Consider the following 15779-nt stretch of genomic DNA (forward strand, 5'->3'; position numbering starts at 1 on the left):
GTTGCGGCGCTGGCCTCTCCCGCGATGATCAGCGAAAAAGCGGCGGCCGTGGCGGTCACCGTCAATAGCCGCTTCTTTGTGAACAGCCGCTTCATTCGTGCTAGCCCTCGTCTCAGACGCTGAACCCGGGTAGATCCCGGGTCGTAGAGCCATTGTATGTGGTGTGCCGAGTAGCTCGCGAGCATTCCGGAGGTTTTGTGGAGGCCGCTTCCCGGCGAGTTGTGTCGCTTTTGTGTATGCCTGACGGTGATGCCCTGAATGAGTGGGCGGAATGCGTCTTATGTACCCGTGAACTCGTCGAGGTGGCTGAGGCGAGTTCGGAGGCTTTCGGCCTCGCGGAGGTCGAGGGACTCGAATATCTGCGCGGCTTCCTGCCAGTACTCCCGGGTCTTGTCCCGGCCCTCAACGTGCAGGAAGGCGGTGCCGAGGCTTGCCAGCGTCTTGGCGATCTCGTCCGGCACACCTATCCGGGTGGCGAGGTCGCTGGCGCGCTGTAGGTGTTCGATGGCGGCCGGATACCGGCCGGACGCCGTCAGCGTCTCGCCCAGATGCCGGAGGGCGACCGCTTCCTCGTATCGCTCGCTTATGCTCTGAGAGATCGCCAGTGCGCGCTCGTGATGTATGAGTGCTTCGCCATAGCGGCCGGTATCCTGAAATGTGGCGCCGATACCGATCAGAGTCTCGACTTGGGTTCGGCGGTCCCCCAGCTCCATCGCCAGGGCAAGTGCCTTCCGATAGTGTTCCAGGGCGGTCTCGTGTTCACCGGTATGCCTACTGACATTACCCAGGTTAATGAGCATGATGGCCTGGTTCTGGCGCCCGAGTTCCGCTGCCGCGGCGGCCGTTCTCCCGTAGTAGTCCACAGCCTTGTCGACGGCGCCCATGCGAAGCATGAGATCGCCCATGTTGTTGAGCGCCATCGTCCGGCGGCGCGGATCCTCGATCTCGGTGAAGATGGCTAAGGCGCGGAGGCGTAGTTGTTCAGCCTCCCGATATCGCCCCCTGTACTCAAGGAATATCGCCGTGTAGTCGAGATTCTTGGCCTCGCCGCGCCGGTCGCCTAATGATCGGTGGATGGCGAGCGCTTCCCTGCCGTGAGCGAGTGCCTCGGGGAAACGGGAGAGGTGCCAGTGGATGAGGCCCATGTGATCGAGGATGTCCGCCTCGCCGTGTCGCTCACCTGCCGACCGGAAGACCGCTAAGGCTCGCTCGGCGTCCTCCAGCGCGCTGTCGTACTCGCCGCTGCGGAACCGGACGAGACTGCGGTCCGACAGCGCACGGGCGAGACTTGGCCCGTCGCCGCTGTCGCGGAGGGCGGTGATCGCCCGGGAGTGGAGCCGTTCCGCCACCTCCCAGTGGCCTTGCGACTCCAGATACCCCGCGAGCACCCGCGCGAACCCGGCGACGTGGCCGGGCAGCCCCGCACGCTCGGCTTCGGCGGCCGCGTTCAGCAGGCAGTGGTACTCGGTGGCGAACCACGCGGTGGCCTCCGGCTCGTCCCGCGGTGAAGGGAGCTCCGGGGGCGTGTGGACCAGCCGCAGGTCGTGCGCAGCCCGGTGCGGGGAGATCAGCCGGTCCGCCTGCTCGGCCGCGGCAAGGTAGAAGTCGAGGATCCGGTGGACGATCCGGCGGCGCTCCTCCTCCGGATCCGTCTCGCGGGTGAGGCGGCGGACATAGTCGTGCACGAGGTCGTGAAAGCGGTATCGGCCGCTGACCGGCTCGGTGATCAGATGGCGGTCGAAGAGTTCCTCCAGGATCCGCTCGGCCTCTCGCACCGGGCGCCCGAGCGCCGCCGCGGCCGCGTGTGCCGTCAAGTCGGGCCCGGGATGCTGCCCGAACGCGCGGAAGGCGTCGCCGAGCGACGAGGGAAGCCCGCGATAGGAGATCTCGAACACGGTGGTGATCTCGCGCCCCTCGTCCCGCACCTCGTCCAGTCGCCGGTCGTCGGGGGACAACCGGACGAGGAGGTCGCGGGTGGTCCAGGCACGGCGGTGCCTCAGCCGGCTCGCAACCATGCCCACCGCCAGCGGCAGTCGCCCGCAGCGTTCGACCACCTCCCTGACGTCATCGCCTGCCTCGGCGCGCCCGGCCCCCGCGATGCCGGTGAACAGGGCCGTCGCGTCTTGCACCGGCAGGACGTCCAGCGAGAGCGGCCAGGAGTCGTGCAACCCGGTCAGCCGCCGGCGGCTGGTCACGATCACCAGGCATCCGGCGGACGCCGGCAGCAGCGGTCTCACCTGCTCGTGGCCTGCAGCATCGTCCAGTACGAGGATCGCGCGGCTCGCCGCCAGTTCGGACCGCCACAACGCGGCGCGCTCGTCCAGCGCCCGCGGCACGCGGGTTGCCGGAAGCCCGATCATGCGGAGCAGCGTGTCGAGCGCGTCGGCGGGGTCGAGTGGCTGCTGCCGAGGGTCGTGCGCGTGTAGGGAGAGGAACATCTGGCCGTCGGGGAAGTGCTCGGCCAGGTGGTGTGCCAGGCGGACGGCCAGCGCCGTCTTGCCGACGCCCGCCATTCCGTCGAGGGTGATGACGGTGACCGTGGACGTGCTCGGCGGGCCCGCGGGCCCGCGCTCCCGGATGGTCGGCACCATGTCCATGAGCTGCTGGAGTTCTTCGTCGCGCCCGACGAACACCCGCGGGTCGTGGGGCAGCGTGTGCGGAGACCGGTCGACGCTCAGCTGGGTGCCGGGAACACGCAGCAGCGCGGGGTCGGACCGCAGGATCTGCTGTTGGAGCTGGCGCAGCCCTGGACCCGGCTCCGTGCCGGTCTCCTCCACGAGGAGGCCGTGAGTACGCCGATACATCTCCAGCGCCTCGGTCTGCCGACCGCACCGGTAGAGGGCCATCATGAGCCGCTCGACCGGCCGCTGGTCCTGAGGGTGGCGTTCGGTGAGGTCGGACAGCTCTCGGAGGACATCGGCGTGGTTGCCGCGCTGGAGCTCCAGATCGATGCGGTCGAGTGCGGCGGCGAGCAGTTCCTCCTCAAGATTGCGGCGGGTGCGCTCGGCCCAGTCGCCGGTGAGGTCGGCGAGCGGCTCGGCGCGGCAGAGCGCGGCCGCCCGTCGGTGATGGTCCAGGGCGTACTCGTCGTCGCCGCTCTCTGCTATCGCCCGTGCCTGACCGCGCAACCGCCGGAACAGATGCAGGTCGACCGCCTCGTCGGCGATGTCGATTTGGTAGGAACCCTGTCGCGACACGAGGGCGATGTCTTCCACGCCTTCCAGCCGGTTCCGTAAACGCGCCATATAGGTGTGGAGTCCCTGGCGAGCTTTGGCGGGAGGGGTGGCGCCCCATACGCGAAATATGAGAATCTCAGCGGGTACAGGTTGCCGTGGAGTCAGCAGGAGCGCGGCCAGCACACATCGCTCCTTGGTCGTTCCGAGGTCGCGCCGCTGGCCGTCGATCCACAGCTCAACGGGGCCTAAGACACGGAACTCCACCCGGCGCCCCTTTGTGGAAAATATCCTCCTGAGTCGATTTTGGCATCGAGGGCCCGGCATGACCAGAGTTCTGGTCATAGTTCACATGGCCGCCAGGGGCCGCACCTACTTGCCAAGTCAGGCCGACTGCAAGTTTTCGTCAAGTTTTCCGATCGACACTCGATTCCAGAAGCAGGTCATTTCGATCCGCGACGGAGGAACGGATGACAACATCCGAGGTCGAAGGGGGTTCGTTGACGGGGCCAATGGGTTTCGAATGGCGTCGGCCGCTCAGCCGGTTCGATCCTGGCTGGTGGGGCGGACTGGGGGACCGGCGCACGGTGCTGGTGGTGGTGGGCTCGCCCGAACTGGGGCAGCCCGTCCTGGACACGGCCCGGCTGGCGAGCACCGATCCGCGGCTGCGGGTGCTCCTCACGACGCTCCCCGGGCCGTCCGATGCGGCGGTCGACGCGCTGCTCAGGGACGCGGGCACCGTGCCGCTGTCGTGGCGCGAGGCGAGGTCCGGCGACTTCGCACTGGTCGTCGCCGCCGGTCTGGCGCCTGGGCGCTGGCCGTCGGCGCCACTAATCGTGTTTCCGTGGAAGGGCATGGAACGCGCAGTGCACCTGGCGGGCAGGAAGATCCACGGGGGACCGGTGGTCCTCGCCTGTGCCCACGAGGTGGACCGCCCCCTGCTGCACGAGACCGGGGCGACCACTGAGGCGGTTGTCGTCGGAGACTCCGTCCACGACAGGATTGTCGCGAGCCTCCCGTTCCGCGACTTCTATCGGCGTGCTCTGGGGGTGGGCCGGCACCGCAGGCTTGTCGTGGTGGCGCTCCCTGCCGCTGGCGCGGCGAACCGTTGCGGAGGCCTCCGCCGTGGCTCGGGGACTCTCGCGCACCGCCTGCTCACCGAGCTGCCCCCCGAGGGCTTCCAGGTCCTCGGCCTCCACGAGCCGGGAACCCTCCCGTCTCCCAGCAGCCCTAGCGCGGCCGACCTGCGGAACGGTCTCGGGCTCCTGCCACTAGAGGCGGACTGGCGCGCGGCGCTCGTCGCCGCCGACTGGATCATCGGCGCGCCCGGTGCGGTGACCCGGTACGGCACGATCACCGGCGTCCCGGTGATGCTCACCGACGCCCCGCCTCGCGCGACGGGGATTTCCTCTGCCGCGGCCTCGTACGGTGTCCGGCTGGTGGCGCACCGTCCGGTCCTGGAGCAGTTGACCGAAGCGGTGGCGCAATGGCGGCCGGACCACGCCCAGACGGTGGTCAGGGGCATCACCTCAGAGCCGGGGCGGTTCGACCGCGCCGTCCGCCGCACGATGTACAGGCTCCTGCGCCTACCGCAGCCCGCCACGATCCCCGTCGCGGAACCGGTCTCGCCGCCGTTCCGCATCGAGTGCCCGGCCGATCGTCCGATCGACGTGTGACAGGAAGGTTGTTATGGAGTGCACGATCCACCCCTGGGTGCCGGGCCCGTTCGGACTGGACGCCCGGCGGGGTTCGACGATGCCCGGGCAGCGCACCGTCCTCGCGGTGGCACACCATCTGACGGCGGCGACGCGGCTGGCGGACGTCATACCGCTGCTGGAGACCGACCGGAGAGTGGCCGTCGCCTACACCGCCGCACCGGCGTCGGTCTTCACCGGCGGACTGGACGCGCATCTGCGGGACCTCGGAGGGCTGGTGCTGCCGTGGGCCCAAGCGGTCACCACCCGGTTCGACCTCGTCGTGGCGGCGAGTCACGGGATGCTGGAGAACCTGCACGGCCCCGTCATGACGGTCCTGCACGGGGCCGGCCCCGGCAAGCTGCTCGGCCGCCTGCGGGGCGCCGGACCTCCGGCCGCGCGGCCGGTCACCGGACTGATCAGGGAGCGGATCGTCGTCGCGGGACGGGTCGTGCCCTCATCGATGGCCCTGGCGCACGAGCGGCACCTGAGCATGCTCGACCGCGAGTGTCCGGAGGCGCGGCCGGTTGCGTTCGTCTGCGGGGACCCGTGCCTGGACAGGCTGACGGCGAGTCTGCCCTACCGCGAGGCGTACCGGCGGTCGCTGGGCGCCGTCGGCGGCAGGCGCTTGGTCCTCGTCAGCTCCACTTGGGGCCGGGACTCGCTGTTCGGGGCGCACCCCGACGTGCTCTTGCGGGTGGCGACCGAGTTGCCGCGCGACCAGTACCAGATCGTCGCGGCACTGCACCCGCACATCTGGTCGTGGTACGGCAGAAGGCAGGTGCTCTCATGGCACGCGGACTGCCTGCGGCTCGGCGTCCGGCTACTGCCACCGGAGGAGGGCTGGCGCGCTGCGCTGGTCGCCGCCGACCGGGTGGTCGGGGACCATGGCTCGGTGACGTACTACGGCGCTGCGCTGGGCGTGCCGGTGCTGCTCGGTGCGTTCCCCGAGGAGAGCGTGGCGCCTGGGACGCACACCGCCGGGCTCGGGGCGGTCGCTCCGCGGGTCGAGTGGGACCGGCCGCTCGTCCCCCAGCTCGCCGAGGCCGCCCACGCGTTCACCAAGCGGGTGCACGACGAGCTGCGCCATGGCCTGAGCTCCCGGCCAGGGGAGGCGGCCCGGCTGATCCGGGCCGAGATGTACCGGTTGATGCGACTGCAGGATCAGGCGCGCTCGCCGGACGTCCTACCCGTACCGGCGCCGTGTCCACCCGCCGCCGGCGTGCAGGCGGCGTGATGGTCATGCTGGTGCGGGTCTGGAAGGAGCCGGCCGAGTACCGCGATACGGGAACGGAACGGGTCCTGGTCGGAGGCCGGGTGCTCCGGCTGGAGCGCTCGCCGACCGGCGGCCCTTTCGAGCCGCCGCTCGACGAGCACTTGGTGGCCGGGCCCGGTGAGACGTCGCGGGACTTGCTCTCCTGTGCGGACGTGATCGTGCGGTACGGCGGTGAACCGGCACTGCACCAGGCGGAGTTCCCGGGATGCCTGGTCGTTGCGGTGAACACGCGCGACGGGTGCCTTCTGGCCGCGGGCGGATGGTCGGCACGACTCGTCCCGGTCCTCGGGGAACGGTGCGGGGAGGCGGACGCGTCGGCGTTCGCCTCGGCCATCCATGCCTGGATGGTGGCGGGCCTTCCACTCGATGCGGTCACGCGCCTCACAGCTGTACGGGGCAACGCCGTCGCCCAGGTCAGGGTCCGGGATCCGGCCGTGCGGGCGGCTCCTGGGGCGCCGGCGGTTCGGACTGAGCTTCGTCGAGCCGTTCCCTGACCGGTGTTGCCTGCGGGGCGCCGAGCTCGGTGTAGATGGCGAGCGCCTGTTCCAGAAAGCGACGCTCGTCCGCCCCGGCGCCCTGGTGCGCCGCCACTCTGGCGAGTTCCCACAGGGCGCCGGCCTCCACGTGGCGCGCGCCCGCCTCCCGGGCGACGCCGTGGGAGGCGTGGAGCGCCTCCGCTGCCTTGTCCGGGTGCCCCGCCAGCAGACGGGCCTGGCCCAGACAGGTCAGGGTCCGCGCCTGGTGGTAGGGCTCGTCGAGCCGCACGAACGTGTCCAGCGCGCCGGTCAGCACGGCCTCGGCCTCATCGTGCCGCCCTGACGCGCTGAGCGCTTCGCCGATGTGCCGTTCCATGAGCGCTATGCCGCGCGGACGGTCGAGTGCCGCGTGCACGTCCCGCGCCTCCCTGAACAGGCCCACGGCGGGGGCCAGGTCGCCGGTGGCGAATGCGACGAGGCCGAGCCCTTCCAGGGCCGCCGCCTCGCCGAGTCGATGGCCGGTCTGCCGCTCAAGCGCGAGCGCCGCCTCATAACGGTCGCGGGCGGCATCGATCTCCTGGAGGTTGAGGTGGGCCACGCCGAGGCCCTCCAGCATCCGCGCCTGAGCGCGCGGGTCTTCGCAGCTGCGGGCGGCGACGAGCCCCAGCTCGTACATCCGTACCCACGCTCGGTAGTGCTTGCGGTGGAGGAACAGCGGCCATTCCGCCTCGCATAGCTGCCACGCGACGGAGTGCAGCCCGGCCTCATGCGCGTCCCGGGCGACAGCGGCGAGGTTGTGCCGCTCCTGCTCAAGCCAGGACAGGGCCATGGGACGGTTCGTGAGCGCGCCGTTGCGCCGTCCGGAGGTGTAGCGGTCGCCCAGATGCCACCGTCCGGGCATCAGGAGGAGGTCGGCGGTGACCGCGGACGTGAGGTACCAGTCCGCCAACCGGGCCAGCGCCTCTTCCCGGTCGGGCGCCGCTGCCGGTTCATGGGCCTTGTCACGGGCATGCAGCCGAACCAGGTCGTGGAAGAAGTAGCGCTCGTCTCCGGCTTCGATCAGGAGGCTGGCGTCCACCAGATCGTGCAGCAGGTCTGCGGCGTGGCCTTCGTCCGTTCCGAGCAGGGCCGCGGCCGCGGCCACATCGAAGTCGGCCCCGGGATGGACGCCGAGCAGCCGGTAGGCACGTGCGTGTGCGTCGTCGAGAGCCTGGTATGAGGTGTTGAACACGGCGTCCACCGAGATATCTCCCTCTCCGGTGCGCAAGGCCGACAGCCGACGCGCCTCGTCGCCGAGCTCGGCGACGGCGCGTGCGATCGGCCAGCGCCGCCGAGCGGCGAGGCGGGCGCCCGACGCGCAGACCGCGAGCGGCAGCGTCCCGCAGAGGGCCACGAGCGATCGGGCGTGCTCGCGTTCCGCCCTTATCCGGTCCGCGCCGATCAGACGCTCCAGCAGTTCCAGCGCACCCGTCACACCAAGCGGATCCACGTCCACGAAGCGTGCGCCGTCGACGACGAGCCCCGATAGGCGACGCCGGGAGGTGACCACGACCAGTGACCCGCCTGCGCCGGGCAGCAACGGCCTGACCTGGGCCGCCGAGACCGCGTTGTCGAGAAGAACGATGAGGCGGCGTCCCGTGGTCATGGATCGGAACAGGGCCGCCTGCTCGTCGATGCTGGACGGGATGCTCTCTGGCAGAGCACCGAGCGCCCGCAGGAAGCGTTCCAATGGCTCGTCCGGGGGAAGCGGATCGGCTCCGGAGAATCCGCGCAGGTCGACGAATAACTGACCCTCGTATTCGCCTTTCACCTCATGTAACCAGTGCAGGGCCAGTGTGGTCTTCCCTACACCGCCTGCCCCGATGATCACGACGAGCCCCTGCCGGCCCGTGTGCGCACGAAGCTCCGCCATTTCGTCGTGGCGGCCGGCGAACAGCCCGGGCGCAGGAAGTTGCGCCGGAGCGGGGAGAGACGCGCTTGGCGGCATGGTGATGTGGACACCGCCGGCGATGGAACCCGCCTGAACGCTGGAACCCGCTATCGTTCCGGTCAGTTCGTTGGCCCACCGGTCCCGTTCGTCGGGAGACTGCACCATCGATCCATCCCATGACATGGCGGACGAGAGGGTTCGCGCCCGGTCCACTCTTTAAGTTACCTCGCCTTTATGGGGCGCCATCAATTGACGTTGCGGTCGGCGAAAATTCGGCGAGAACTGCTGGTTTCGGTTATTGGATTGCCGGAGTCCTCGTGATGAACTGTGAGGGTGACAGATCCGATGACCGTCGCAGTCGCGACCGCGATGGCGGGCAAGGCCGTCGAGGTCGCCGGAGAACCGGTCCGGGCCGCCGTCGCCGAACTCTCCCGGCGAGTCCGTGAACGGTTCCGGGGACGTCCGGCTGACGAGGAGGCCCTGGCGAGAGCGGTCGGCGATCCGGCTCCCGACCAGATCGCAGGGCTCGCGGGCGCCGTCGAGCGCCTCATGGCCGAGGACCCCGGATTCGGTGTGGAGCTGCGGAATCTCTGGAACCAGGCCCAGACCAACGCCGCCGCTACGAACGACGGCGTGGTCAACGTCCTTAACGGCCGGGCCGGAAGGGTGATCCAGCTCAGGGACGTCCACGGCGACCTGAACATCGGCTGATCTCTCCTCGCGGCGGGGTTAGCCGAAGGTGGGGAGGCCGTAGCGGTCCTGGTCGGAGGGGCGCGGGGCCTCGGGGCCGTCGCGGCCGAGGCGGAGCATGCGGCAGACGCGCACCGTGCGGAACTCGCGGCCCCGGACGCGGAACACGTGGCCCGGCGTCGCCCGGATGCCGTCGGCGATCCTGGTCCACTCGGCGAGTTCGGCGTCCGACGGGGGGTCGCCCTGGAACTCGCGGAGCCGGGGCATCAGGTCGGTGAAGTGGCGCGCCAGCCGGTCGCGGGCCTCGTCGGGGTCGTCGCCGCCGGTGAGCGGGGCCCAGGCCTCGCCGTCGACCTCCACCGCGATGAAGGTGGGAGGGAGCAGCACGACCCCCGGGTGCGTGCGGACGGCGTGCCGCGCCTCCGTGCGGATCATGTCGGGCACCGTGCCGGCCACCGGCAGCCGCCCGACGAGGTTCAGCCGGAGCTGCGCCTCCCACTGGCCGCACGGCGCCGGCGGGTCGAGCAGGTGGTCGCGCAGCAGGGCGTCGGCGGTGAGGTCGGCGTCGGTGGACCGGGGCGGCTCCATCACCCGGTCGCCGAGCAGGATGAACTTCTCCACCCGGACGACGCGGTAGCGGCGGTCGCCGATCTCCCACTCGTCCTTGGCGAGTTGCTCGCCCTCCTCCGGGTCGAGCCGCGCGGCCGCCGCGAGCATCGCCCGGGCGGTCGGGGGATCGGTCTCCCGCGCGGCGGCGGTGCGCAGGTCGATCGCGAGGTTGAAGCGGGCGCTGGCCGGGCCGTCCGCGCCCAGCGACCCGATCCGCCATTCTTTCCCGAATTGCACCGCATGGCCGAATTCGGGGGATCCTGCGGGAAAGAGCTTCGGATACTGCCGAATCCGCTCACCGAGTTCCCGATCTCGGACGTCCGCGACCGGGTCCAGCCGGGCCACCACGTTGATGTGATCGTACCCGTGCATCAGCGGGAAGGTCATGCCCGCATCTTGGCCGGATGAGGCACCGCCCGCACGGCTTTTCCCGTATTCGAACGCCGGGAAGATTCGAGCTTGATGGTATTTGCGGAGTTTATTCGACGGGCTATTCGGTAAGGGTGATAACGACTTTCACATCGTCCGGATGGGGGGTTTCCGGTGGGCCGTCCGGCACGGCGGCACGGGAGCCGCCGCCGTGCCGGACGGCGGTCTCACGGAGCGGGCGTCAAGGACTGCTGCAGGTGAGGGCCGGGGCCGCCTGGTTCCCGCTCGGGGCGTTGACGGTGAAACCGAACGAGGCGGACGCGCCCGGCGCGAGACCGGCGTTCCAGCCGACCGGCTTCACCGTGACGACGTTGCCGCTCGTGCTCGGCGTCCCGTTCCACAGGCCGCTGATCTGCTGGCCCGAGCCCATCGTCAGGACGGCCGTCCACGAACTGACCGCACTGGCGCCCGCCACGATGGTCACCTGGCCGTTGAAGCCCGTGTCCCACTGCGCGGTGCGCGCGTAGGAGCAGGTGACGGTGCCCGGATCTCCCGGGTCGCCCGGGTCGCCCGGGTCAGTGCCGCCCAGGGCTTCGAGGGACGCGTTGTACGCGGGCTTCTTGCCGTAGTTGTCGTCGAACAGCAGTGCGGCACCCTGGCCGGGGAACACGTCGGGCACCCACGAGTACTTGTCGGTGACTCCCCAGACGGTGATGACGGTGCAGCGCGACACGGCGAGGCACGCGGAGACGACCTTCTTGTAGTCGTTCGCCTGGATGGCCAGCTTGGAGCCGTCGGCGGGCGTGGACATGCGGACGTCCAGCTCGGTGATGTGCACGTCCACGCCCAGGTCGGCGAAGCGCTGCATGTTCGCCTGCATGTCGGACGGGACGTTCCCCAGCGTCAGGTGCGCCTGGAGGCCCACGCAGTCGATCGGGACGCCGCGCGCCTTGAAGTCCTTGACCAGGGCGTAGACGGCGTCGCTCTTGGAGTTCCGGCCGTCGATGTTGAAGTCGTTGTAGCAGAGCTCGGCGGTGGGGTCGGCCGCGCGCGCCGCCCGGAACGCCTCCTCGATGTAGCCGTCGCCGATGACGCGCTGGAACACCGAGTCGCGCCGCACGCCCGAACCGTCCTGGAAGGCCTCGTTGACGACGTCCCAGTAAGCGATCTTGCCCGCGAAGTGGCCGGCCTCCTTCGCGATGTGGCCGCGCATGGCGCTCAGCAGGTCGTCCCGCGAGGAGATGCCGCCGACCCAGCCCGGGAGCTGGTTGTGCCACACGAGGGTGTGCCCCCGGATCTTCATGCCCTGGGCCTGCGCGTGAGCGACGAGCTGGTCGGCCGGACCGAAGTTGAACGAGTTCCGGGACGGCTCCGTGGTGTCCCACTTCATCTCGTTCTCGGGCGTGAGCTGGTTGAACTCGCGGTCGAGCGTGGAGGCGTACGCCGCCTCGCCCATGTGGGACTGGGCGGCGGCGGCCCCGAAGACCCGGCCCTTGGCCGCGGCGGCCTCCTTGAGCGTGCCCGGGGCGGCCGCCGCGGGGAGCGCGACGGCCACCAGCGCCGCCAGGAGCAGTGCGCCCGCGCCGAGCAGCGCGATGAGTGCTCTCCTCATGGTCTCGTTCTCCTTGGGGTGGGGGAGAGGCCTTCGAAAAGTTTCGACATTCTTTCGACGGCCGATTGGAAAGTAACCCCAGGGCTCCCGGGCGTCAACGGCCTTTCCTCGCTTTTCAGAGGCCAGTGCTGCCGACCTGCGATCGGAGTCGAGATCATTGGTCGAAAGGTTTCGATCCCGCCCCGCCGTGAGACGGGTCTCCCGCCCGCCGCTCTCCCGCCGCATCGATGGGTATCGCACCTGGAGGCCGCCGTTCGAAAACGTGCGAGAAAAGGGAGGTTGAGACCATTGAAAGAATGATCGATAGGGCATCTCTCCAAGTGGGGGAGAAACGGAATCCAATCGCCGGCTGGTCGTTTTCTCCTGCCTGGAAACAGTGGATCGCGGTGCTCGGGCGAGCGCCGCGGCGGAAGGGAGATCGATGGACTCTCCGGCAGTGCCGCGCGCCGACCTCGTGCTGGAGGGCGGCGGCGTGAAGGGCATCGCGCTGGTCGGCGCGATCGCCGAGACGCAGGCGCGGGGGTACCGGCTCGGCGCGCCGGCCAGGGTCGCCGGGACGTCCGCGGGCGCGATCGTCGGTTCGCTGCTGGCGGCCGGGATGCCGGTCCCCGACATGGTCGCGCTCATGCGCGAGCTCGACTACCGGTCGTTCCAGGACGGCTCGCGCTTCGCCGTCGTCCGCGGTCTGTCCCTGCTCACCACGCTCGGGCTGCACAAGGGCGACGCCCTGCACCGGTGGATAGCGGCGCGCCTGAAGGAATGCGGGGTCGAGACGTTCGGGCAGCTGAAACTGAGCGATCCCGATTCGGCGCTGCCGCCGGGCCGCGCCTACAAACTCGTCGTCGTGGTCTCCGACATCAGCAGCGGCCGAATGGTCCGCCTTCCGTGGGACTACGAACGGTACGGCCTGGACCCCGACGAGCAGTCCGTCGCGGACGCGGTGCGCGCCTCGGCGTCCATTCCGGTGTTCTTCCGGCCGTGCCGGATCTGCCGGAAAGACGGCCGCGCATGCGTCCAGGTGGACGGCGGGATGCTGTCCAACTACCCGATCACCATCTTCGACCGCGATGACCGCGAGCCCCGCTGGCCGACGTTCGGGGTGAAACTGTCGGCGCGTCCTCTGCCCGGGGGCGTCTTCCCGCGGTGGCGCGCCGTCCGCGGCCCCGTCGGCTACGGGCGCGCGCTCGTCACGACGATGGCGGAGGCGCACGACCGGGAGCAGATGGACGAGCCGGCCCTCGTGGCCCGCACGATGTTCGCCCGCACCGACGGCGTCCTCGCGACCGACTTCGACCTCGACGCGGCGACCCGCGACCGCCTCTACGCGGCGGGCCGCGAGGCGGCGGCCCGCTTCCTCGACGGCTGGGATCACCGCGCCTACCTGGCACGTCACCGGACGCCCCGGCCCCGGCCCCTCGCGAGCCCGGCCGCCGACTGAGGCACGCCGTTTGTCGAATCTACGTACTTACGTAATAGTGGAGGCGTGACAGAGGAGACGCTGGCGGAACGCGTCGCGCGCCTGGAGGAGCGCGTCGCCGCGCTGGAAGGGCCCGGCACCGAACGCCCGGAACCGGCCGGCGTGTTCTGGGCCCTGGACGCCCTGAAAGAGCGGGCCGACGAGCCCGGCGCGGTGCTGTTCACCGGCTCGGTGACGCTCCCGTCCGGCGAGCACTACGAATGGCAGCAGGGGCACAGGGCCGACGACCTGATGGCGGACGACTGGTCGCAGAGCGCCGAGACGCTCTCGGCGCTCGCGCACCCCGTCCGGCTGCTCCTGCTCCGGGAGATCATGCAGGGCGCCCGCACCACCGCCGAGCTGGCCGCCCACGAGAGCCTCGGCACGACGGGCCAGCTCTACCACCATCTGCGCCAGCTGGTCGCGGCCGGCTGGCTGCGCACCACCGGACGCGGGCGCTACAGCGTCCCCGGCGAACGGGTGGTGCCGATTCTGACCGTGCTGGCGGCCACCCGCCGCTGACCGACCCGACGGAGGGGCGATGCTCAGGACACTCGCACGATTCAGGACACTGTTCATCCTGCTCGGCCTGCTACTGGCCCTCACCGTGTCCCTGCACGGCGTCGACGCGCTCTGGTGGCTCGGGATGGCCCTCGTCGTGGCGGGGTTCGTGCTGTTCTTCGTGCGCAGCGGCCCCTCGGACGCGGCACCGGTCGTCCTGCGCAGCCCGGTCGAAGGACGCTGGGTGCCCGTCAACAGCCCCGCCGACAAGGTGCCCAGCCACGGAACCCACGAGCTGGGCCAGACCTACGCGATCGACCTGGTCCACGTCCCGGACGGCGAATGGAGCGCCACGCGGAGCTGGCCCCTCGCGGCACGCCCGGACACGTTCCCCTCGTTCGGGCGGGACGTCCTCGCACCGGCCGACGGCGTCGTCGTCCAGGCGAGCGGATGGCAGCGCGACCACTGGAGCCGGAACTCCTGGCCCGGCGTCCTCTACCTGATGGTCGAGGGGATGGTGTTCCGCCAGCTGCTGTCACTGCTGACGCTGTCGGCGGGACGGTTCGTCGTCGGCAACTCCGTCACCCTCGACCTCGGCGACGGCACGTACGCGGTCTTCGCCCACCTGCGCCGCGGCTCGACGCGCGTCTCCAAGGGCGACCGGGTCCGGGCCGGGGACGTCCTCGGCGAGGTCGGCAACTCCGGCAACTCCTCCGAGCCGCACCTGCACTTCCACCTCATGGACCGCCCTCGCCCGCTGGCCGCCGCAGGCCTCCCGTTCGCCTTCCCTTACGAGAGCGGCGGCGAGGCCCGGACCGGCGTCCCCGGCGGGCGCCGTCCCTTCACCACCGCGGCCGGGGCTCCGGCCCGCTGAGCCGGCGCCGCCCGGGTCAGAGCGTGGCGGCCAGCTCGTCGAGGGCGGTGGTGAGCACGTCCACGCCCTTCAGGAACTCGGCGATCTCGATGTGCTCTTCGTCGGAGTGGTCCAGCGAGCTGTCGCCCGGCCCGTACGTCGCCATGGGCACGTCCCAGTGCGGCGCGACGGTGTTCATGTCGGAGGTGCCCGTCTTGAGGGTCGGCCGGGGCGTCCCGCCGTGCCGCCGGATCGCGGCCGACACCGCCCGCACCACCGGGTCGGCCCGCCCCCGGCGCACCGCCGGGACATGCCGGACGATCGTGACCTCCCCGCCGTTCGCGCGGGCGCGCAGCCGCGCGGCCAGGGCATCGGCGTCGTACCCGGGCGGGACGCGGCAGTCGACGTCGAGCCGCGCCTCGGTGGGGTCGCCGTGGACGCCGCGCAGCGTGGCGGCGGGCAGCCCGAACGCGCCGTGGTCGCGCTCGGGGCCGAGCGCCTCCAGCAGGTCGTGCCAGAACGCCACCGCGACCTCGGTGGCCTTGGCCGCGGGGTTGGTGGAGTGCGTCGCGGCGCGGGCCACCCGGTACTCGACGTCGATCTTGCCCTTGTAGCCGAGCACCACCCGCGACCAGCCGCTCGGCTCCCCGACCAGCAGCGCGTCCGGCGCTGGGACGGTGCGCGCCAGGTGCTCCCCGCCCCGCGACAGCCGCTCCTCCTCGACCGCGCCCACCACCCGCAGCGTGCCGGGGAACGAGGGCCGGGCCGCCGCCGCGCTGATCATCGCGGCGAGCGGCCCCTTGGCGTCCGCGGCGCCCCGGCCGACCAGGCGGCCGCCCTCGCGCCGCGCCGGCAGCGGCCGGTCGACGGTGTCGAGGTGGCTGAGCAGCATCACCACGGGCCCCCGGCCGGTGCCGATGTCGCCGATCACGTTGCCGGCCTCGTCCCGTCCCGCGGCCATGCCGAGGTCGTTCATGACCTTCTCCAGGTACCGCGCCAGCTCGTCCTCCCGCCCGGACGGGGAGGGGATGGACAGCATCGCGTGCAGCAGTTCGACGGGGCCGCTCATCGGGGTTCCTCCATGGATGCCCCGACCTTCGGGCCGGGGAAGAAACGGTCTTCTATGGAGCAGGGCCGAGC

At 70.8% G+C, this 15779-nt stretch carries 11 protein-coding genes; 6 read left to right on the forward strand and 5 right to left on the reverse strand.

From position 1 onward, the window contains the following. Nucleotides 1-278: 278 nt before the first annotated feature. A complete protein-coding gene (locus tag BJY14_RS29995) occupies nt 279-3440 on the reverse strand; it encodes an AfsR/SARP family transcriptional regulator (protein ID WP_179846679.1) in 3162 nt (1053 codons plus the stop codon). A gap of 245 nt (nt 3441-3685) precedes the next feature. Here BJY14_RS29995 and BJY14_RS30000 point away from each other — a divergent pair, with 245 nt between their 5' ends. After that, nucleotides 3686-4849 carry a hypothetical protein gene (locus BJY14_RS30000; RefSeq protein ID WP_179846680.1) on the forward strand — a complete coding sequence of 388 codons (1164 nt, stop codon included), beginning with the start codon at nt 3686-3688 and terminating at the stop codon, nt 4847-4849. A gap of 13 nt (nt 4850-4862) precedes the next feature. Then, a complete protein-coding gene (locus tag BJY14_RS30005; protein WP_179846681.1) occupies nt 4863-6104 on the forward strand; it encodes a hypothetical protein in 1242 nt (413 codons plus the stop codon). Between the two features lie 453 nt (nt 6105-6557). Here the strand turns inward: BJY14_RS30005 and BJY14_RS30010 are convergent, their stop codons facing one another. After that, nucleotides 6558-8714, reverse strand: coding sequence for an ATP-binding protein (locus tag BJY14_RS30010; RefSeq protein WP_179846682.1), 2157 nt, complete (start codon nt 8712-8714; stop codon nt 6558-6560). A gap of 180 nt (nt 8715-8894) precedes the next feature. Between BJY14_RS30010 and BJY14_RS30015 the strand changes: the two genes are divergently transcribed. Then, on the forward strand, nt 8895-9260 hold the full coding sequence (locus BJY14_RS30015; RefSeq protein ID WP_179846683.1) for a hypothetical protein: 366 nt from the start codon (nt 8895-8897) through the stop codon (nt 9258-9260). 18 nt (nt 9261-9278) lie between these two features. Here the strand turns inward: BJY14_RS30015 and BJY14_RS30020 are convergent, their stop codons facing one another. Both BJY14_RS30020 and BJY14_RS30025 read right to left on the reverse strand, forming a co-directional pair. After that, complete coding sequence (locus BJY14_RS30020; protein ID WP_179846684.1) at nt 9279-10235, reverse strand: DUF5954 family protein; 957 nt, start codon at nt 10233-10235, stop codon at nt 9279-9281. A gap of 223 nt (nt 10236-10458) precedes the next feature. Further along, nucleotides 10459-11829, reverse strand: coding sequence for a glycoside hydrolase family 10 protein (locus BJY14_RS30025; RefSeq protein WP_179846685.1), 1371 nt, complete (start codon nt 11827-11829; stop codon nt 10459-10461). Between the two features lie 421 nt (nt 11830-12250). Here BJY14_RS30025 and BJY14_RS30030 point away from each other — a divergent pair, with 421 nt between their 5' ends. The 3 genes from BJY14_RS30030 to BJY14_RS30040 are packed head-to-tail and all read left to right on the forward strand — an operon-like array spanning nt 12251 to nt 14660. Continuing rightward, nucleotides 12251-13267, forward strand: coding sequence for a patatin-like phospholipase family protein (locus BJY14_RS30030; RefSeq protein ID WP_218905639.1), 1017 nt, complete (start codon nt 12251-12253; stop codon nt 13265-13267). A gap of 45 nt (nt 13268-13312) precedes the next feature. Next, the gene (locus BJY14_RS30035) at nt 13313-13807 is read left to right on the forward strand and encodes an ArsR/SmtB family transcription factor (protein WP_179846686.1); all 495 of its coding nucleotides are present in this window, start codon (nt 13313-13315) and stop codon (nt 13805-13807) included. A gap of 19 nt (nt 13808-13826) precedes the next feature. Further along, complete coding sequence (locus BJY14_RS30040; RefSeq protein WP_179846687.1) at nt 13827-14660, forward strand: M23 family metallopeptidase; 834 nt, start codon at nt 13827-13829, stop codon at nt 14658-14660. A gap of 16 nt (nt 14661-14676) precedes the next feature. Here BJY14_RS30040 and BJY14_RS30045 read toward each other — a convergent pair whose 3' ends face one another. Then, complete coding sequence (locus BJY14_RS30045; RefSeq protein WP_179846688.1) at nt 14677-15708, reverse strand: M20/M25/M40 family metallo-hydrolase; 1032 nt, start codon at nt 15706-15708, stop codon at nt 14677-14679. Between the last annotated feature and the right edge of the window lie 71 nt (nt 15709-15779).

The organism is Actinomadura luteofluorescens (assembly GCF_013409365.1).
Classification (GTDB): Bacteria; Actinomycetota; Actinomycetes; order Streptosporangiales; family Streptosporangiaceae; genus Spirillospora; species Spirillospora luteofluorescens.